Source organism: Virgibacillus indicus, assembly GCF_002266285.1.
In the GTDB taxonomy this organism is placed as follows: Bacteria; Bacillota; Bacilli; order Bacillales; family Amphibacillaceae; genus Virgibacillus_K; species Virgibacillus_K indicus.
This window is the reverse complement of record NZ_NPMS01000002.1, coordinates 126,856-146,240: the sequence shown is the minus strand read 5'-3', so window position 1 is coordinate 146,240 and position 19,385 is coordinate 126,856. Positions and strand designations below refer to the sequence as shown.

Sequence of the window (19,385 nt, the reverse complement as noted above, 5' to 3'; positions counted from 1 at the left end):
CATGGAACAGGAGATAAATCGAAGTGTTGTACACAGACGCTCGCTTCAATGAAAAAGAAAAAACGATAGCCATTTTCTAGGTAGTTATAGCGACCTGTGGAGAGCTTTGAGAGGCTTCTACAAGTACATGAGAACCCCACTCCTTTAGGGGTGGGAGTAGTCAGTTGGTGTATACTGATGTTGCCATCAGTGAGATAGGGAATTTAATTGGAATTCCAAATGCTGCATACTTTGCAACATTGTTTAAGAAGCGTGCCAATCAGACACCAAGGGAATTCCGGAAAAAATTTAATAAGGGGAGGTTTTAAGCAATGAGGTTTAATGAGGAGCAAACAGCTTATTATGGGTACATTAGTCAGGGGGGATGGTCTTTTTATATTGCAGCAACAGATAAAGGATTATGTTTTGTAGGTTCACAAAATGGAGAAATTGATGAAGTGAAATCTTGGTTTGAAAAAAACAGACCAAATACAATGCTCACAGAAAACAGTAATCATGTGGCTGTATATGAAGATCAATTAGTGGAATATATGAATGGTGAACGCAAAGAATTTGATTTGCCGGTAGACATGATCGGAACCGAATTTCAAAATGCAGTTTGGAAGGAATTAAAAAACATCCCGTTTGGTGAAAAAACGACGTATACAGATATTGCTGAGAAGATTGGAAAGCCAAAATCGGTACGGGCAGTGGGATCAGCTATTGGTAAAAATCCGGTAATGATTGTTATCCCATGTCATCGTGTAATCGCAAAAAATGGCAAACTAGCAGGTTTTCGTGGTGGAATTCCAATGAAGAAAAGGTTGCTTGAGCTGGAAAAGAAATAAGTGAGGGAAAACGCATGAAACGGGACTATCAATTAATCTATGAAAAACTGTACAATCATTATGGACCGCAAAGCTGGTGGCCTGCTGAAACCCCTTTTGAAATGATGGTAGGATCCATTCTTGTACAAAATACAAATTGGCGGAATGTCGAAAAAGCATTGTTGAAGCTAAGACCTTATTTGGATCCGGAATCGATTGATTTATTGCCCTTAGAGGAGCTAGCTCAGCTCATTCGTTCAAGCGGTTTTTTCAATATAAAGGCAAAAAGGATAAAAGCTTTTATCAAATGGTTTAAAGAATATAATTTCGATATTGATAGAATTAAAAAGAAGGACAGGCAGGAACTGCGTATCGAACTTTTGAGTATTAATGGCATTGGCAGGGAAACTGCTGATGCCATGCTGCTTTATGCATTTGAAAAACCTGTATTTGTAGTGGATGCCTATGCAAGAAGGATATTCCATCGTATTGGATACGATATGCCCGTGTCTTATGATGGATTTCAAAAACTGGTTGAAAAGGAGCTTCCGTATGATTTGGTTATCCAAAATGAATACCATGCACTTTTAGTCGAACATGCCAAGCAATTTTGCAGGGTAAAGCCTATCTGTAAAGGATGTCCGTTATTAAGTATTTGTGATCAGCAAATCGATTAAAAATTTACCTCGTGACGTCAGAGGCTACTTATTTGAATACGATACCCGCCATAAATAAAACGTAGCATAAGCCTCCCAGTTATTCCATGGTGCAGCTATTTCGAGAATCTCTTTTTTTGTCGGTTTCCGGTCCATTTCCTTCAGTAATTTTATTGCATTTTGGAGGCCGACATCAGCGATTGGAAATGCTGTTGGATAGTGGAGACAGCGCATTAAAACATAATTGGCAGTCCAAGGTCCAATTCCACGAATTGAAGTAAGCTCCCTTTCGATCTTTTTAAAATCATCCAGTTCCAGTAATCTTTCTTTAGAAAGCCTTCCACTGGCCATTAATTGTGCAATTCCTATAATATATTCGCTTTTTCTAACTGTCATTTTAATGCCCGACATGTCCTCAGCGGTGAGTTTTGCTATCTTTTCAAATGAGGGGAAAACCCAATAATCCTTCCCGTTATATTCAACTGCTTCACCGAATTTCTCAACAAACTGCCGCTTCAATGTATATGCAAACCTCAAATTAATTTGCTGACCTAACACACCCCAGCATAGAGCTTCGAATAAGTCAGGCAGGCCAACAATCCGTAAGCCGTAAAAATCCCGAATGAGATGTTTAAGCAATTGATCGTTCCAGGCAATTGTATAAAATGGAACAAGATCAGTGTTAAGGTCAAACCAGTCGCGGATGTAGTTGATGACAGCAGTTCTTGTTTTTATGGAGCTGGGCTGCGTTCCATCTAAAAACCGGATGAACAGATTGCGATTGTCAGGTGCGCTGATTTCTAGAAGCATGCGTTCATCATTAATCGAAATTAAGCGTGTAATTGTCCCGTTATTAATTTCATACATAATTTCATTTTTATTCCTTTGCATGTAATCGAGATTGGGTCTGAAATCGAACTCAGCAGGAACTTCAATGATGATATACTCGTTATCCTCTTTACGTTTGTTTTCTTCCATAAGGAAATCACTCCTAGATTTAAGACTTTTTGGTTTAGCATAAAGCCCTTTCAAAAAATCAATTATCAAAGTAAATAGAGTAACATACAGTAAAATATTCAAGGGATGTATACCTAATAAGCGGCGATTTACTATTCCTGTAAAAGAAAATGCAAAAATGATATTAGGCAAACTAGTGAAAGGATAAATGACCAAATGTTTATTATCCTTTTCATTTAGAAGATTCCTTCTGCTGATATTTATTGTATATTTTAGCATAAACATGCAAAATATATTGTTAAATCAAATGTTTTCAATGAATATTTTAAAAAATCAGTTATGATGATTTGCTTTCCGTATTGTTTGCTGTCCAATCTGTATTGTAAGTAATCTTACACTGTTTACTATTGACTCACAGTAAAAAATCATGTAAATTACATTATAGGCGAACAATTTGATTTGAATAAAATATAATGTTCGGTTTTAGGAGTGTTGATTATGGAGAATGTATTTGATTATGAAGATATTCAATTAGTTCCAGCAAAATGTATTGTAGATAGCCGTTCAGAATGTGATACAACAGTTACTTTGGGTGGACATACATTTAAGCTGCCTGTAGTACCTGCAAATATGCAAACCATTATAGATGAAAAAATAGCTAGTTATCTTGCGGAAAATAATTACTTTTACGTTATGCATCGTTTTGAACCAGAGAAACGTCAGGCCTTTATCAAAGATATGCATGCACGTGGATTAATTGCCTCCATTAGTGTGGGGGTTAAAGAAGACGAATATGACTTCGTTCAACACCTTGCCGAGGAGGACCTGCTTCCGGAATTTATTACAATCGATATTGCTCATGGCCATTCGAATGCTGTAATTAAAATGATTAAGCACATTAAGACAAATTTGCCAAACAGCTTTGTCATTGCAGGTAATGTGGGAACTCCTGAAGCAGTTCGGGAATTGGAACATGCTGGAGCAGATGCTACCAAAGTGGGCATCGGGCCTGGAAAAGTATGTATCACTAAAACTAAAACCGGATTTGGTACAGGTGGCTGGCAATTAGCAGCATTGCGCTGGTGTGCAAAGGCGGCAAGCAAGCCAATTATCGCAGATGGCGGAATCCGTACACATGGTGATATCGCTAAATCGGTTCGCTTTGGTGCGTCTATGGTTATGATCGGATCACTATTTGCCGGGCATGAAGAGTCACCAGGAGAAACCTATGAGAAAGATGGCAAGCTTTATAAGGAATACTTTGGGTCTGCTTCAGAGTTTCAAAAAGGTGAAAAGAAAAATGTGGAAGGCAAGAAAATGTATGTTGAGCACAAAGGAAGCTTAGCAGACACATTGCAGGAAATGGAGCAGGATCTTCAATCATCTATTTCCTATGCCGGTGGAAACAAGCTTGATGCCATCCGCAATGTAGACTATGTTGTTGTTAAAAATTCTATTTTCAATGGAGATAAAGTATATTAATTTTAATAAAATGAGCCTGGGTAAAGTAAATTTACCCAAGCTCATTTTTTATTCGCTTACTTTTAAAATGATCTTTCCGATGTTTTTGTTGTTCTCCATATGTTCATGCGCTTGTTGCACCTGATCGAGAGAAAATACACGATCAATAATTGGTTTTAATTGATCGTTTTTAAAAAGGTCTAAGGCTTTATCTTCAAAATCAGAGGTAAGCTCAGCTTTGTACTGATCACTTCTTGGTGTAAGCAATGTTCCTGTCAGCTGAATGCGCTTTTTCATTAATTGCATTAAATTAATTTTTTCAACTTCTGCTCCACCCAGTAAACCGATCAATACCCAGCGGCCATCAACTTTAATGCTGTTAAGGTTTTTCTCCCAGTAAGATGCACCAATAAAGTCGAGAATCAGATCGGCTCCCTGATCTCCTGCAGCCTTCATGACTTCCTCGTCAAAGCTTTGTTCCTTATAATTAATACATACATCTGCGCCAAGTGAGCGGGCGAAATCAAGCTTCTCTTTGGAGCCTGCTGTCGTAATAACCTTCGCATTTCTGATTTGCTTTGCCAGCTGTATTGCTGCAGTTCCAACACCGCTTCCGCCAGCATGAATCAATACCGTTTCGTTTTCTTTCAATCCTCCAAGCCAGAATAGTGTTTGATACGCAGTCAGAAATACCTCAGGGATCGCAGCAGCTTCTTCAAAAGTAAGCGTTTCGGGAATTACCATTGCCCGATCTGCAGGCATTACAGCATATTCGGCATAAGCGCCACCGTTCACTAGTCCCATCACTCGGGAGCCTGCTTCAAACCCGGCAGCTGACTTTTCCACAATACCGGATACTTCAACACCTAAAACCGGATTATCCAAATATCCGGCTCTTCCTTCGCGATTTAAAATATCCGTTCTATTTATAGCTGCGGCCTTTACTTTAATTAATAATTCACCAGGCTTTGGTTCAGGTAACGGCTGTTCAGCCACTTTTAATTGTTCTGCACCACCTGGCTGTTCCGCTATAATTGCTTTCATATCCAATTCCTCCTTGTCGGTTATATTCGTTATATTAATGATAGCATGATTGGTAGGGTTTTTGCAGAATATGAATTGTACTGACATGTGGAAAGTTGCTTCGATTGGTGATAGATATTTGAGGATAGATTAATGAATGGAATACAAATTAAAACAAATAAAGCATAACGGCAAAGAGACAGACACCTACTTTTACAAGAAACCGCATAACGCACCTCCTTGATTGTAAAGCTATTCTCAATTTAAGACTACTAAATATTTATTAACTGGGTGGTAAGTTTAAGTAAATTTTTAATAAAGATTTTTGAATAAGAAAGATCCCCCAAAGGCACTTAAGCCAATGGGGGATTAATCTTACTTCTCAATCACAACAATATCTTTTTCGCCCTGATCTACTATACCCTGTTTCTTTAACCCAATTTTTTCACCATCTTTTAAATTAGTGAAGACAATTGGTGTAATGATGGATTTAGCATGCTTTCCTATATAATCAAGATCTGCTTTTAGTAAAGGCTGACCTGCTTCTACGTTGTCTCCTTCATTGATAAGTGTTTCAAATCCTTCGCCTTTCAGATTTACCGTATCAAGACCAACATGGATTAGTATTTCCCTGCCGCTTTCGGATTGAATGCCTAGAGCGTGTTTTGTTGGGAATACATTGATGATTTTTCCATTCACTGGTGACGTAATTAATCCATCTTCAGGGATAATCGCAAAACCATCGCCCATCATTCTTTCGGAAAATACCTGATCCGGAACTTCTGTAATCGAAACGATCTCTCCTTTGATTGGGGAGAATATCTGTTCATCCGGGACTTCATTCTGAAGCGCTTCTGGATTCACTTCTTCAATTTGCTGCTGAATTTCTGCTTCTTGGTTTGTTTCAACAACACGAGGTCTCCTGCCGGATATTATGTCCTGCATCTGACCTTTGATTGTTTCTGAACGCGGTCCGAAGATGGCCTGAATATTATTACCAACTTCAAGCACTCCTGCAGCACCAATTTTCTTCAATCCTTCTTTGTCAACATTTTTAACATCGTTAACGGATACACGCAGACGAGTGATACAAGCATCTAAATGAGCAATATTTTCCTGTCCGCCCATCGCCTCTAATACATTATAAGGCAGGTCTCCTGCTTCACCTTTCGATTCTGTTTCTTCATCGTTTATTTCTTCACGTCCTGGCGTCATTAAATTGAACTTTTTAATAAAGAATCTGAAAATGATGTAATAAATTACGGCAAATCCAAGCCCCAGTGGAATGGTTATCCACCAAGGCTCCCTGCCTGGCAGTATTCCGAATAAGAAAAAGTCAATTGCTCCACCTGAAAATGTGTAGCCGACGTTTACACTTAAAAATGTCATTAATACAAAAGACAGTCCATCTAGCACGGCATGAATGAAAAATAGTACTGGTGAGATAAACATAAATAAGAACTCAAGTGGTTCTGTAATCCCGGTCAGGAATGATGTTAATGCAGCAGAACCAAGCAGGCCTGCAACCAGCTTTTTCTTTTCCGGGCGTGCAGTGTGGTACATTGCCAAGGCTGCTGCCGGAAGTCCAAACATCATGATTGGGAATTCCCCGGCCATAAAGTTACCTGCTGTAATTTCAACACCATCTTTTAATTGTGCAAAAAATATTGTCATATCACCACGGACAAGATCGCCCGCAGCTGATGTATACGTACCAAACTCATACCAGAAAGGTGCATGGAAAATATGATGCAGTCCAAATGGTATTAGTAATCGTTTAATAAATCCAAAGAAGAACACGGCTAGATAGGTTCCTTCTTCAATCAGCCAATAGGATGCGCTATTCATTGCTTCCTGCACTGGCGGCCAGACAAATATCAGGATCAGCCCCATTACAAAGGAAGCTGCTGCAGTTACAATTGGAACAAAACGTTTTCCTGCAAAGAATCCAAGAAATGATGGCATTTCAATATCATGAAATCGGTTGTAACAAAACGCTGCAATTAAACCAACAATCAAACCACCAAATACCCCTGTCTGCAATGTTGGAATACCTAATACAGAAGCAAATCCCGGGTCAGACTCAAGTGTTTCAGGTGTAACTCCAACAAATGAGCTCATTACCTGGTTCAACACTAGATAACCTACAATTGCAGCAAGTCCTGCTGCCCCGTCACTGGCTAGTCCAATAGCGACACCAATTGCAAACAGAAGCGCAAGGTTATCAAATATGACTCCGCCAGCATCTTCCATGACGGTTGCGGTCAGCTGAATCCAGTCAGCGCTCAGAAAGGGAAGATACTGAAGCATGGTTTCCTGTTGAGCAGCATTTCCAAGACCTAATAAAAGCCCTGCTGCTGGCAGGAGTGCAACTGGAAGCATTAATGCTTTACCAATTTTTTGTAACGTACCAAAAGCCTTTTTAAACATGTTTAAACCTCCATAATTTTCTTTGAAACTTTTATATAAGCAGCTTTTCTATGTTCTAGCGAAAACAAAAAAGGCATGAGTAAAAATAATAATGAACTCAAGACAGGGATATCTTTCCCTATCTATCATTTTTTCATTATCATTATTTACTCATGCCTGATCGAATCAGTTACACGTTAAAATGATTATTCGTATTTATTAGTCAATCGCTGGAGATGCATCGTCAGATACACAGCTTCAGCATCATACACAGGTTTCTTTAAGGTTTGCTGCATTATTTTAATGAGTTTCCATGAAAGATTATAGCACGTGGGATATTCATTTTTCAACAATGCTGCAATTTTTTCTGGTTCTTCTATTTTTTCTTCGTTGATGACCCTTTCAATCGTATATCGAATATGCCTGACAAGCCGGATATAGTCAATGCTGTTACGGTCGATTGTCAGCCTGAATTGATCTTCAATCATACTGATTAGTTTTGTTACTAATTGAGAGTATTTATTAATATCCGAAACATCCTGATTGGTAATCGCTCCATGTACATGCAATGCAATAAAACCAATTTCCCCTTCAGGAAGATTAATAGCCATAGACTGGTTAATAAAATCTACAACCTCTGCAGCAACTTCATATTCAAAGGGGTAAAGTACTTTGGTTTCCGTCAAAAAAGGATTCCTGATTGCCATCCCTTTCATCAGTCGATTAATTGCAAACAGAATATGATCTGTTAATGCAACATGGACCTGTTCCGTTATAAGCACATTCGACTTTCGGCTAATTATATCCAAAGAATCGATAATTGCATTCAATGTCTTCTCATCTATATTAGGAAGAAGATTTTTATAGTATTCCTGATCTGCTTCATTACGCAAAACAAATAGCTTTTCAACGGAATCTTCTTCAATCAGATCATCTTTCTTTTTGTTAAAGCCAATTCCTTTTCCGATAAGGATAATTTCTTCACCGTGAAAATCACTTGCAATCAACACATTGTTATTTAATGTTTTTTTTACTTTAAACTGAGTCATTGATGCTGCTCCATTTATCATGTATTTTTTCTGCAATAATTTAATTATAAGGGTATGGAAATAGAAATGAAAGCGATTATTTTTGAATGTTGCCATCTAAGGTATGCCTGTGTCGATTACTAAATGTAACTTTATTATGAAAAACAACTAAATTATATTGCATAAACTTTAGAAAGGTGTTACTATAAATACTGGATTCGGAAATAATGAATTAAACATAAATGAATTCAAATCAAATAAAACATCTTGGAGGAATTAGAATGGCAAATTTAAAAGTAGGTATTATTTTAGGAAGTGTGCGTCAAGGACGTAATGCAGAAGCAGTTACTAACTGGATGTATGATTTTGCTGTGAAACGCAATGATGGTGTTGACTATGAAATCGTCGATCTTGCAGATTATCAGCTTCCATTATTAGGTGCACAAGTTCCAGAAGTAATTCAAGCTGAATCTGAAGCTGCAATCAAAGCATGGTCAGAAAAAATGACATCATTCGATGGCTACGTTTTTGTTGCGCCAGAGTATAATCATTCAGTGGGTGGGGCACTTAAAAATGCGCTTGATTACTTGAAACCAGAAGTGGCTAATAAAGCAGCAGGGCTTGTGGGTTATGGCAGCTTAGGCGGTACACGTGCACATGAAAATCTGCGACTTATCTTTGGTGAACTTCAAGTTGCCGATGTACAAACAGCGGTAACATTCTCACTGATGACTGACTTTGAAAATATGAGTGAGTTCAAACCAGCTGATTACCATGCAGCAAATGCAAACACCATGCTTGATCAGGTAAAAGCTTGGAGTGGTGTATTAAAAACAGTAAGAGAAAATAGTTCAGTTACTGCATAAAAAGAATAAAGAAAAAATTAAGAGGTGTCATAAATGGGCTTTTTAGATAAATTATTTGGAAGATCACCCAAAACGGAGGAAGAGAACATGTCAAACTTGAAAATAGGTATTATTTTAGGAAGTGTACGTCAGGGACGTAATGCAGAAGCAGTTACTGATTGGATGTTTGATTTTGCAGTAAAACGCAATGATAATGCAGATTATGAAATTGTCGATCTTGCTGACTATAAACTTCCATTGCTTGGTGAAACTTTACCGGAAGCAGAACAAAAGGAAGCAGAAGCAGCAATCCAAGCATGGTCAGAAAAAATGGCATCATTCGATGGCTATATTTTTGTAGCACCAGAATATAATCATGCAGTGGGTGGAGCACTTAAAAATGCGCTTGACTATTTGAAACCAGAAGTGGCTAATAAAGCAGCGGGCCTTGTAGGTTATGGCAGCTTAGGTGGCGCACGTGCACATGAAAATCTGCGTTTAATCTTTGGTGAGCTTCAGGTTGCAGACGTACAAACAGCAGTAACATTCTCGCTGATGACTGACTTTGTAAACATGAGCGAATTCAAACCTGCTGACTATCATGCAGCAAATGCTAATGGTATGCTTGATCAGGTAATTACTTGGAGTGCGGCATTTAAAGCACTAAGAAAAGAGCCTGTAACTGCATAAAGTATCAAAAATGCCGGGAGACCTAAAAAAAGGTCCCCGGCATTTTCAATAGGTAAAGTAAAAAGAAGGCAGATGTTAATCCCCGATGATAGATAGGCTGCATTAAGTGTCAGCTTTCCTACTGGGCTGGTGGATTGTTAATGTCGTTTATTTGGTAATTTTTTAGAGGGATCATCATGTCCCTGCCGTTTTTTGTTCTGATGATCCTTTTTCTTGGTTTCATTAAATTTCTTTACAAAATCATTTGTGTCCATGGTTACACTCCTTTATTCTTCGCGCTTTCTCTTATTTTTTCTATTGTCCAAATTAAGGAATTCACTTTCTTCGGCAAACTCCACATCTTCCCGCTGTTTGTTGAATTTGTTCCGGTTATTCTGTCTGCCTTTATCTTTATTGCGATTTTTATTCTGCTCGGACATTTCTTATATCCTCCTTTAAAAAGATTCATATGTATTTTGTCCAGAGATGGGTAATTTATGATACAACAAAAAAGCTGCCTATCAGTTAAGGGAAAACCCTAATGAGGCAGCTGTTTTCTGTTGCATTAGTTGTCAGAAATCTCCTTCAATTTCGCAAGATAAGTCATTGCTTCATTTAAAGGCACCTGTTCCTTGTATTGCCATTTATCGTAGTCCATTGCACCACCGGGTTCACAGTGAACTAAATCTAGTCCTGTACCTTTCAGCAATAGTCTCAGGTCAGCGGGTGAATAGCATCTTAAGGACTGGGTGATTTTTGCTTCCTTGTCGTCCTTAATCCACCAGGTATCAATCATCCTGCATGCATCTGCATCAAAATCATATTTTGTATGAATTTTGTTGAATTGTTTCTTCTGTCCTGCCACCTTATGCCAGAACCATGGTGTATAAATATCCATTAATACTGTTCCATTTGGTGCCAGCCAATCATCTATACGCTCTAATAATTTTTGCTGATCAGAATCTGATCCAATTCCAAAGCCATCCCAGTAGCAAATAACATCAAATCGATCCTGCAGCTCAACCTCATAGAAATCACCTTGGATAACCCGCAAATTGCTGCCAATTTTATATTTTTCAGCAAGTTTATTTGTGAGTTCCACAGCAACTGAGGTTAATTCAATCATGGTAACATCATATCCTCTTTTAGCAGCAGTTACCGAAAATTGACCATTTCCGCCACCGAGTTCAAGTATTTTTTTTGGAGGGAAGTCACTGAATGATTCCATTTTGTCTGCCAGCTCTTCCATCAGATCTTCCATATTAAAATTTGTATATTTCATCGACCATTGTAATTGTTTACTGTAAAAGTCATTGAGCCATTCCAAGTAAAAGCACTCCTTAGGATTTAATTTTTTCCAAAGTTATGCTTCTGATTACAGGTTTAGTATACCCACAAAAATCCTCCTTAGTGATGATTACTTACACTTTGATAGTTTATCACTTTCAGATAATTTTGCAATCTCTAATGATAGAGAACAGGGCGTGAAAAATACTTTTTTATTACGTTTGATTTCGTAGTATGATAAGGATAGATAATTGAAAGCGAACGGGGGAATAGAATGAATAAAGTTAACACGTTTATTTCAATATTTTTTATGATAATTTTATTTGGAATTACAGGCTGTTCTAATGAGGAAACTAAGGGGCCACCTGCTGAAGAGAGTAATGAGAAACAGCAGAATGAAGTGGAAGCCGAGGGGCCGCAGGAAATGGAAAAACCGGAAATTCCACTAAGCCCGTATGCCGAGGAAATCGGTTTTTCTTTAACAGCACCAGCCACAGCTGCATTAGAAGCAAATACTACTGTTGAAATTCAAGGAAACGTGGAGCAGACCGAAAAGCTAAATGAAAACCTGATTTGGATTGTGGTAACCCCGGCTGAGCCGATTGAGCGTTTTCCGAAAAAGGAGTTCAATTATTACATACAGCTGGAAGATAGTAAATTCTCCGAGGAAATCGTTTTGCATCAAGGCGAAGGAGATTATCAGGTCAGTATTCGTGTTCCAAGCAATAAATCTGGCGAAACAGAGAAGTATTATGAGGCAGCAGTATTTGATGTTACGAATCAGGATCAGGGAATACAACGTGGTATTGAATATACATCCTATGGAGCGAAGAATAATATCGAACTGGTTAGCCCAAGCCCAGAGGCAGTTTCCGAAAACTCTGAGGCATTTGTGCAGGTTGAGGGGGCTGTGCCTGAAGATTATTCAGGGGATATGGTGCTTGTACAGGTAGAAAAGGGTAATGAAAACAGGCAGATTTTATTTCCGGTAAACGATCTGCAGTTTTCCGGCGAAGTTCCATTATATTTTGGTGAAGGAATCCATGAAATTCGTATCCAAACCTATAATGAAGAAGATGATCTGTATTATGAAGCAGCATCCTTTTATGCAGATAATCAAACAGCTGCTGTATTTGCAGAGATGGAAAAATATAACTCCTATATTGACAGAGGAGTGTCACTTTCTGAGCCAGCCTGGCAAACAGAGTCACTATTTAATCAGCAGGAATATCCGGTAAGCGGGGAAATTGACCCGAATGTTCCTGGAGCTGAAGATATCAACTATATTATCGTTACAGTTAAACATTTGGGTGAGGGTTTAGAAGCAGGCTATCTCATTCCAGTCACAGATTATCAGTTTGAGGGAATTGCATATTTTCGTTTTGGCCCCGGTGATTATGAAGTTATGATAAATGTCCCAGAACAAGAGCAGCATGATCAATCGATGTTTTATTATAAAGGTGTAGCAAAAATAAATCATCAGGTTGAGGGAATAGCAGATAACCGCGATCTCCTGCCGTCACGTGGTATTGAATCTGATCATCCAGTTATTATTGATAAAGCTAAGGAAATAACTGCAGGACTAAAAGGTGATCGTGAAAAAGCGAAGGCGATTTTCGAATTTGTGGCGAAGCATGTGGCTTATGATGTACAGAAAGCCGAGGATGATATTTTCAATATTAGTGACAGTGCTTTGTCCACACTTGAGTCAGGGGTAGGTATTTGTCAGGATTATGCCTTTCTGGCAACAGCATTACTCCGGGCAATTGGCTTGGAATCCCATTATGTGGAAGGGTATGCAGGCGAGCGGCATGCCTGGGTGGAGACAAAGATTGATGATGAGTGGGTGGAAATGGACCCAACCTGGGGAGCAGGGTATGTTCAGAATGGTGAATTTCACTTCCAATATAATGAGGATTATTTTGATCCGGATCCAGCGTTTTTAGCTGAGACACATACAAGAGAAGGAATTTTGTATTAAAAATTGGTTAGGAGATTCTCCTGGCCAATTAATTTAATACAATCACCAAACAATCCTGTTGCTGTCTTTCACAATCGTATCCAGACTATGTGCAATTAGGAACTGCGCACCATAGTAAGTGGTCATAATCAAGACACCAGAATGATTTACCGGAGAGATAAACATATTCCAGGCCAGGATCGAATCGGAAATAACAAACAGTATACTCCCCATGATAGCCCATTTATTTCCTGTCATAATCGCAGACCAGACCATTAGTGATATGACCGTAATATATGCAAGAACAGGAATAATTAACGATTCATTTCCATTTTGATTTAATGCAGCAATTTGTTCTCTTGCCATAAAAAGTCCATAACCTGCAATTGGCAAAATCGTAATTAAGCGAATCCATGAGAAATTCCACCTTGTTAAAAAACCAGCCAAATAAAAGATATGTCCCATTAAAAATGCTGTCAGTCCAATAATAAACCAATGCAGTGTACCGTCTCCAATCATAGAGAAGACCAGTCCAATGAGAATCAGCCGATGTGCAGCGGATTTCTTTCTTGGGAGCTGTCTGGTTGCATAAAAAATTATCATTGCCATGGGAATTAACTTGAATAATAACTTAAATCTCAATGGTTCATCGGGAATGATGAAAATATAAAGTAAGCTCATTGCAAGGATAAGTAATGGTAAGCGGTACATGATCATAGAAAACACTTCCCTTTAAAATTGTCTAGTTAACTAGTAATATTCTGTTTCCAGTGATAGAAAACCTTTTTACAAATGAAAAGAGTGCAATTTTTACACTGTATAAATGTAAAAATGTAATGAAGTATAGTAGACTTTATAACGAAGAATCTAAATTTTAAGCGAAGGGATGATTTACAAATGCTAAAAAAGTTAGCTTCAGATGCACTAGGTTTATCTGATATCGGTAAAATTATCGGACCAGAGGATTATGATAAAACGGATGCAGATGATTATGTAAGACATGAGGATAATGAAAAAATATATTTCCTTATCAAGACAAAAGCGGATGAATATTGCTTCACTAATTTAGCCCTTATCCATGTAGATGGTGAAAATGCTGCTTCATCCAAACGAACATTAAAGCGTTTTTCTTATTCCCAAAATAAAATTTCAAATGTTCTTCTGGAAACTGCTGGTAAGATTGATATGGATATTGAAATCAAATTCACACTGGGCAACCAGGCAATTTCCATTGATGTTCATAAAGACGAGATTGATAGATTAAAAGATTTATACAAGGCGTTGCTTTATATCGCTGAAACAACACATGAAAACAATATTATATTGGATATGGCAGGACAAAGCCTTGATAAAGCTGTTACAGTACTGCAAAATTCAAGGACCAATGATGCCAATCTTTCAGAACAGTATAAAGAGCTGACAGAGTTTGGGTTCTCCTGGCTGAAATCGGTTCGCGATCAGTATCATGAGAAGGATTTTGGGGATGTTTTTGAGAAGTATATAAATAATTGAGATTAAAGAGGTAGTTCAAAAAATCACCAAATGATAAGCGTCGAATCTCTTCGTTGGCTTGCTTCTAATTTGGCAACTTTTTTAAACACAAAATTTAAGGACTGGGTGATCTATATCTCTCAGCCCTTAGATAAAACTTGTCACTTTTACAATTAGGTGAATATCGTATATACTGGAAACTAATTAAATAGCTATTAAGAGTGACCGAGAGAATTGGTTCGATGACGTCACAGCAACCTACACTGTGTAAGGTGCTACAACCAACAAAGCAGCTGCTTTGAATGATAAAAACGGTGAAATTCCTTTTTGCATCAAAGCAAAGGGGAATTTTTTGTTTTCAGGTTGACGAATTTGTCAGGGGGAGATTTGATAATGCCAATAAATATACCAAGGGAATTGCCGGCGGGAGAAATTTTGAAGCAGGAGAAGATTTTTGTGATGGATGAAGACAGAGCAAACACTCAGGATATTCGTCCGCTAAATATATTAATTTTAAATTTAATGCCTGAAAAGGAGAAGACGGAGCTGCAGCTTTTAAGATTGCTCGGAAATACCCCGCTTCAAGTCAATATAACATTCTTAAGAATGGCAACACATCAATCCAGAAATGTAAGTGAATACCACCTGGATAATTTTTATACAACCTTTGAAACGGTTAAGCAGAGCCGATATGATGGTATGATTATTACCGGGGCGCCAATTGAGCATCTGGAGTTTGAGGAAGTTAATTACTGGGGTGAAATGCAGGAAATATTGGAGTGGACCAAGGAAAATGTAACCTCTGTATTACATATCTGCTGGGGAGCCCAGGCAGCACTATATCATCATTATGGAATTGACAAATTTGCCCTGCCTAAGAAGAGCTTTGGTATCTTTAAACACAGCCTTTCTGATCCGAAGGAAGAACTTGTCCGCGGGTTTGATGAGGAATTTCTGGCCCCGCATTCACGGCATACAAATGTGTCTGCAGAGGATATTAAAAAACATCCTGAACTATCTTTGCTGTCGTTATCTGAGGAAGATGCGCCATTTATTATTATGTCAAAGGATAAAAAACATATCATGATTACTGGGCATCTGGAATATGATGCAACAACACTTGCGGATGAATACAATCGGGACATTAAAAAGGGAGCGAAGATTGACATACCAAAAAACTATTTTCCAAATGACGATCCAAATGCACAGCCTCCAAATACATGGCGATCCCATACACATTTGCTGTTTTCCAACTGGCTGAATTATTATGTATATCAGCAGACTCCATTTGTTTGGAAATAAGTGGATTTCTCTAAAAGTGCCCCGATTGTTAACCATTAAAAAATAAAGTTGACAATAAGTCCCTCTTCGATTAAAATTTATTTTAATGAAGGGGGCTGTTTTACGTTGAATCAGCAAAGCAATAAACTTAGAATCATGCTTAAAGTCGCTATATTTGCCGCTATAACTGCAATACTTGCACAAGTAGAAATTCCGCTTCCACTTATCCCAATCAGTGGTCAGACGCTTGCAGTAGGAATTGCGGCAACTATTCTTGGAAGCCGTCAGGGTGCATTGGCAATGGTGCTTTATATGGCAATTGGGGCTGTTGGCCTTCCAGTATTTGCAGGGTTCAGTGGCGGACCACAAGTGCTTGTCGGGCCCTCAGGCGGATATGTTTTCGGATTTATAGCAGCTGCTTATGTTACAGGGCTTATTCTGGAAAAAACAAAATTTACTATTCCGATGGCTGTCATCGCAAATATCATGGGGATGTTTGTAACACTGGCTTTTGGTACTGTTCAGCTAAAACTTGTACTGGATTTGGGATGGAATGCTGCAATAGTTGCTGGAGTTTACCCATTCCTCGTTGTAGGATTCATTAAAGCATTTCTCGCCAGCTGGATTGGTATTGTTGTCAGAAGGCGGCTGGTACAGGCAAAGCTTTTGGGAGATATGCCAAAAGAGGTTGCGTAGGTTTAACCAAAGTACATAAGAAGAACCGTTATGCCTGCTGCTGTAACGGTTCTTTTTTGTAGAAAGGCGAATGGATAGTTGGCTTTCAATTCAGCTTTCAGCGGGTATTTCTCTGCTCCCGTATAATTCCTGAACTCAAACAATAAACAGCCACCCAATTTGACGTGAAAATGCCATCATTGGGTGGGTTAATTTAATAAAAATTTCAGTTTTACTTTATCAGCTGTTCATGGTATTCCGCAGGTGCAGCTTTTATTTTCGTTCCTTTTTTCGGATTGCGATTTTGATTATTAAAGCGTGCCTGGTCATAAATAGCCGTGCCTGCAATCTCCGCTACATCTTGCAGCTTTTCTTTGCTGATTTTATCGATGGTATCTTCTGGTGAGTGATACCAAGGTTCCGTTGGGCTATGAATAAATAAGGCTGCAGGAATTCCCGCTTCTGCAAAGGATACATGATCACTGCTTCCGCCGCGGCCGACAGGAGTTGCTTCCCCATTCAGCCTTTCACTGGAAGCCTGTGCAAGTTCTGTGACGAGATTCTCCTCACCGTCAAGTGTTGCCATCACAAGGTCGCCTGCATCTCGGCTGCCAACCATATCGAGATTGAAATTTGCAATAGTACGTTCAATTTCATCTTCTGATAGGGAATCTACGTAATGATAAGATCCAATTAACCCAAGCTCCTCAGCTCCAAATGTCACAAATCTGATTTCCGTATCTGTTGGCATATTTTTAAGTACGCGTGCTAATTCAAGCGTAACAGAAACACCAGAGGCATCATCATTTGCTCCCGGAGCTCCGGCAACAGAGTCATGATGGGAACCTACAACAATAATTTCATCTGTAGATTTATTTTCATTTGTTGGATATTTCGTTGCAATAACGTTGTGTGATGTATGTTGTCCTGCTTCTGCGCCTTCAATATTCAAATTGAATACTGCGGATGGATTTGACTCAACAAAAGCGGATAGTTCTTCACCTTCTGCTTGTGAAAGGGATACAGCGGGAACATAGTCATCGCTTGCCCCTCCTAGTGTTCCATTTAGGGTTCCCTCGGAATTATTATAAATAATAACCCCTGCTGCACCTTTTCCAGCGGCATTTAGTACCTTTTCTGCAAATGAGATTTCACCACGCTGAATTAGCGCAATCTTTCCTGTTAGTTCCAGTTCACTGACATCTTCTTCTGTACCAAGGCCTGCTTTGATAATTTCACCCGATACATCTCCACTTACTGAATATGTGAAATAGGAGGGATTAAGTTCCCCTGCATAATCCACTGAGCTCAATTCTACCAAGTCGGGGGCTGTATAGCCGATATAGGTAAAAGGCTGAATCTCAGTTTCGTAGCCATATGAATCAAACTCTTCCTGGATGTATTCGACTGCTCTATACTCTTGTTCGGTTCCTGCAACACGGGGCTCTTCTGATAAATGGCCGATATGATTATAAATCTGCTCTGCATCAATCTTCTTAACTATTTTTCTGTCGAAGGGGTCCAGTGTACCTTGTCCGGTTACCACCAATGGCTGTCCAAGAACTCCTGCAGGGCTTACTGCGCTGAGTGTAAGAACAGCAGAAATTGCCAGCAATGAAAATATTCTTTTCATATTATTCCTCCTTATTTGAATTAATAGATAAATTAATTGTATCATAGAGAAATAGTATGGTGAATCCGTCATTGGACATGATGCTTTCTATTGGAAAATGAAACAGAATAATAGTTTTCTAGTCAGGAAGAGAGATAAGTCTGATGATTATAGGTAGTTGGGAACTGGAATAGTTGAGAGAAACAGTGATAGACATAAAGAAAAAGGTATCTTTTTAGCAGTTTTCACATCAAAAACCTGCATAAGCAAAAAGCAACAATTTATTTTAATTATATGATAAGATTAAAATAAGGAAATATTTTGATAATAAAATTTACTTACAACAAGAGATGGAGTGAAATAAATGCATGATATTGGAAGCAGAGTAAAGGAATTGCGTGTGGAAAGAGGCCTTACGGTTGAAGAATTTGCTGAACAAATTGACTTTGTAAAAAGTATTATTTGGAGCTATGAACTCGGAAAGAAAAAGCCGAGTGTGAATCATATAGAAAGAATGGCAGAATTCTTCCATGTATCAGAGGAATATTTATTAGATGGTGATCAGAAGGTTTCATAGAATCAAGAGGCTTTTTGGAGAAGAGGAATGAGTTGTTTAACCTTTTCAAACAATGCTAATTATATATGGATTAGCGATCAAATCAGCAGAGGAAATTCATAATAGAACTTTCCTCTGCTATTTTTATCCTATTCGTTATATTTAACGAACAGGACAGTTTAGTATAAAAAGGTTCTATTAGAGAATGGATGGATGTTTTTTCTTGGTTTTTTAGAAAAGACTACTGCTATAGGTTAATTCTTAATCATTCGAACCGAGTTATTTCAAAACTTTGTTTATAAGTGATTTCCATTGTTGAATATACCAGAAGCCAGATAAATTAACGTTATCTGGCCTCCGGTATTACCAGGAAATTTGCTGTTTTATTGGAAAATGCCACTACTGTTTAAATTGCGGTTCTTCCGATTGGATATATTGTAAACGTGCATTTAGATTATCGACGATTGTTTGTTGCTGTTGCGCCATATTTTGAAACATTTGTTTTGCGTTTTGATCATCTGTGTCTAATGCGAATGTTTTCAGGCTTGCTAATGTACTTTCACAGCCTGCAATTGCTTGCTGCATTTTTGTTCCTACAGTCATTTTACAATCACCTCCCAGTAATTATATTTGCCATTAGGAAATTTTGTATGACAACCTTTATATGGA

At 38.4% G+C, this 19,385-nt stretch carries 22 protein-coding genes and 1 riboswitch; of the genes, 11 read left to right on the top strand and 11 right to left on the bottom strand.

The window, feature by feature from the left end; translation table 11 throughout:
- The first annotated feature begins 164 nt into the window (after positions 1–164).
- Genes CIL03_RS19790 through CIL03_RS06415 form a run of 3 tightly spaced genes read left to right on the top strand, consistent with a single transcriptional unit; the run spans position 165 to position 1,483 of the window.
- Positions 165–308, top strand: a complete 144-nt coding sequence (locus CIL03_RS19790; RefSeq protein WP_165767908.1) for a helix-turn-helix domain-containing protein — start codon at positions 165–167, stop codon at positions 306–308.
- A gap of 3 nt (positions 309–311) precedes the next feature.
- Positions 312–827, top strand: a complete 516-nt coding sequence (locus tag CIL03_RS06420; protein WP_094884783.1) for a methylated-DNA--[protein]-cysteine S-methyltransferase — start codon at positions 312–314, stop codon at positions 825–827.
- A 14-nt stretch (positions 828–841) separates the two neighbouring features.
- Positions 842–1,483 (top strand): endonuclease III domain-containing protein, encoded by a 642-nt coding sequence (locus CIL03_RS06415; protein ID WP_094884781.1) that lies wholly within the window; start codon positions 842–844, stop codon positions 1,481–1,483.
- 24 nt (positions 1,484–1,507) lie between these two features.
- Here CIL03_RS06415 and CIL03_RS06410 read toward each other — a convergent pair whose 3' ends face one another.
- Positions 1,508–2,440, bottom strand: coding sequence for a DNA-3-methyladenine glycosylase family protein (locus CIL03_RS06410; protein WP_094884779.1), 933 nt, complete (start codon positions 2,438–2,440; stop codon positions 1,508–1,510).
- 477 nt (positions 2,441–2,917) lie between these two features.
- On the opposite strand from CIL03_RS06410, the gene guaC reads away from it, so the two are divergent.
- Positions 2,918–3,901: a GMP reductase gene (guaC, locus tag CIL03_RS06405; RefSeq protein ID WP_094884777.1), complete on the top strand. Its 984-nt coding sequence runs from the start codon at positions 2,918–2,920 to the stop codon at positions 3,899–3,901.
- Positions 3,902–3,949: 48 nt separating this feature from the next.
- Here guaC and CIL03_RS06400 read toward each other — a convergent pair whose 3' ends face one another.
- The 3 genes from CIL03_RS06400 to glcT form a co-directional block, all read right to left on the bottom strand.
- Positions 3,950–4,924: an NAD(P)H-quinone oxidoreductase gene (locus CIL03_RS06400; protein ID WP_094884775.1), complete on the bottom strand. Its 975-nt coding sequence runs from the start codon at positions 4,922–4,924 to the stop codon at positions 3,950–3,952.
- Positions 4,925–5,278: 354 nt separating this feature from the next.
- Complete coding sequence (gene ptsG / locus CIL03_RS06395; RefSeq protein ID WP_094884773.1) at positions 5,279–7,333, bottom strand: glucose-specific PTS transporter subunit IIBC; 2,055 nt, start codon at positions 7,331–7,333, stop codon at positions 5,279–5,281.
- A 185-nt stretch (positions 7,334–7,518) separates the two neighbouring features.
- Positions 7,519–8,361 carry a glucose PTS transporter transcription antiterminator GlcT gene (gene glcT / locus CIL03_RS06390; RefSeq protein WP_094885216.1) on the bottom strand — a complete coding sequence of 281 codons (843 nt, stop codon included), beginning with the start codon at positions 8,359–8,361 and terminating at the stop codon, positions 7,519–7,521.
- A 260-nt stretch (positions 8,362–8,621) separates the two neighbouring features.
- On the opposite strand from glcT, the gene CIL03_RS06385 reads away from it, so the two are divergent.
- Both CIL03_RS06385 and CIL03_RS06380 read left to right on the top strand, forming a co-directional pair.
- A complete protein-coding gene (locus CIL03_RS06385) occupies positions 8,622–9,206 on the top strand; it encodes an NADPH-dependent FMN reductase (protein ID WP_094884772.1) in 585 nt (194 codons plus the stop codon).
- An 87-nt stretch (positions 9,207–9,293) separates the two neighbouring features.
- Positions 9,294–9,875: an NADPH-dependent FMN reductase gene (locus CIL03_RS06380; protein WP_240508013.1), complete on the top strand. Its 582-nt coding sequence runs from the start codon at positions 9,294–9,296 to the stop codon at positions 9,873–9,875.
- A gap of 137 nt (positions 9,876–10,012) precedes the next feature.
- Here the strand turns inward: CIL03_RS06380 and CIL03_RS06375 are convergent, their stop codons facing one another.
- The 3 genes from CIL03_RS06375 to CIL03_RS06370 all read right to left on the bottom strand — a co-directional run bounded on the left by CIL03_RS06375 (position 10,013) and on the right by CIL03_RS06370 (position 11,181).
- Entirely contained in the window at positions 10,013–10,129 is a 117-nt protein-coding gene (locus CIL03_RS06375; RefSeq protein WP_094884768.1) for a DUF4023 family protein, read from the bottom strand.
- A gap of 12 nt (positions 10,130–10,141) precedes the next feature.
- On the bottom strand, positions 10,142–10,294 hold the full coding sequence (locus tag CIL03_RS19785; protein ID WP_165767907.1) for a hypothetical protein: 153 nt from the start codon (positions 10,292–10,294) through the stop codon (positions 10,142–10,144).
- Between the two features lie 125 nt (positions 10,295–10,419).
- Positions 10,420–11,181: a class I SAM-dependent methyltransferase gene (locus tag CIL03_RS06370; RefSeq protein ID WP_240508012.1), complete on the bottom strand. Its 762-nt coding sequence runs from the start codon at positions 11,179–11,181 to the stop codon at positions 10,420–10,422.
- A 234-nt stretch (positions 11,182–11,415) separates the two neighbouring features.
- Here CIL03_RS06370 and CIL03_RS06365 point away from each other — a divergent pair, with 234 nt between their 5' ends.
- On the top strand, positions 11,416–13,122 hold the full coding sequence (locus CIL03_RS06365; RefSeq protein WP_094884766.1) for a transglutaminase domain-containing protein: 1,707 nt from the start codon (positions 11,416–11,418) through the stop codon (positions 13,120–13,122).
- A gap of 42 nt (positions 13,123–13,164) precedes the next feature.
- Here the strand turns inward: CIL03_RS06365 and CIL03_RS06360 are convergent, their stop codons facing one another.
- Positions 13,165–13,818 carry a lysoplasmalogenase gene (locus CIL03_RS06360; RefSeq protein ID WP_094884764.1) on the bottom strand — a complete coding sequence of 218 codons (654 nt, stop codon included), beginning with the start codon at positions 13,816–13,818 and terminating at the stop codon, positions 13,165–13,167.
- 180 nt (positions 13,819–13,998) lie between these two features.
- Between CIL03_RS06360 and CIL03_RS06355 the strand changes: the two genes are divergently transcribed.
- The 3 genes from CIL03_RS06355 to CIL03_RS06345 all read left to right on the top strand — a co-directional run bounded on the left by CIL03_RS06355 (position 13,999) and on the right by CIL03_RS06345 (position 16,569).
- Positions 13,999–14,613 carry a PH domain-containing protein gene (locus CIL03_RS06355; RefSeq protein ID WP_094884762.1) on the top strand — a complete coding sequence of 205 codons (615 nt, stop codon included), beginning with the start codon at positions 13,999–14,001 and terminating at the stop codon, positions 14,611–14,613.
- A gap of 188 nt (positions 14,614–14,801) precedes the next feature.
- Positions 14,802–14,904: riboswitch (SAM riboswitch) on the top strand.
- An 81-nt stretch (positions 14,905–14,985) separates the two neighbouring features.
- A complete protein-coding gene (metA, locus tag CIL03_RS06350; protein WP_094884760.1) occupies positions 14,986–15,894 on the top strand; it encodes a homoserine O-acetyltransferase MetA in 909 nt (302 codons plus the stop codon).
- Positions 15,895–15,999: 105 nt separating this feature from the next.
- The gene (locus CIL03_RS06345; protein ID WP_206207673.1) at positions 16,000–16,569 is read left to right on the top strand and encodes a biotin transporter BioY; all 570 of its coding nucleotides are present in this window, start codon (positions 16,000–16,002) and stop codon (positions 16,567–16,569) included.
- A 2-nt stretch (positions 16,570–16,571) separates the two neighbouring features.
- Here the strand turns inward: CIL03_RS06345 and CIL03_RS19780 are convergent, their stop codons facing one another.
- Together CIL03_RS19780 and CIL03_RS06340 are read right to left on the bottom strand one after the other, a co-directional pair.
- Positions 16,572–16,712: a hypothetical protein gene (locus tag CIL03_RS19780; protein ID WP_165767906.1), complete on the bottom strand. Its 141-nt coding sequence runs from the start codon at positions 16,710–16,712 to the stop codon at positions 16,572–16,574.
- A 68-nt stretch (positions 16,713–16,780) separates the two neighbouring features.
- Positions 16,781–18,181 carry a M20/M25/M40 family metallo-hydrolase gene (locus CIL03_RS06340; protein ID WP_094884758.1) on the bottom strand — a complete coding sequence of 467 codons (1,401 nt, stop codon included), beginning with the start codon at positions 18,179–18,181 and terminating at the stop codon, positions 16,781–16,783.
- A 343-nt stretch (positions 18,182–18,524) separates the two neighbouring features.
- Between CIL03_RS06340 and CIL03_RS06335 the strand changes: the two genes are divergently transcribed.
- Complete coding sequence (locus CIL03_RS06335; RefSeq protein ID WP_094884756.1) at positions 18,525–18,737, top strand: helix-turn-helix domain-containing protein; 213 nt, start codon at positions 18,525–18,527, stop codon at positions 18,735–18,737.
- Positions 18,738–19,115: 378 nt separating this feature from the next.
- Here the strand turns inward: CIL03_RS06335 and CIL03_RS06330 are convergent, their stop codons facing one another.
- The gene (locus CIL03_RS06330; RefSeq protein ID WP_094884754.1) at positions 19,116–19,319 is read right to left on the bottom strand and encodes a DUF1657 domain-containing protein; all 204 of its coding nucleotides are present in this window, start codon (positions 19,317–19,319) and stop codon (positions 19,116–19,118) included.
- Positions 19,320–19,385 lie beyond the last annotated feature (66 nt).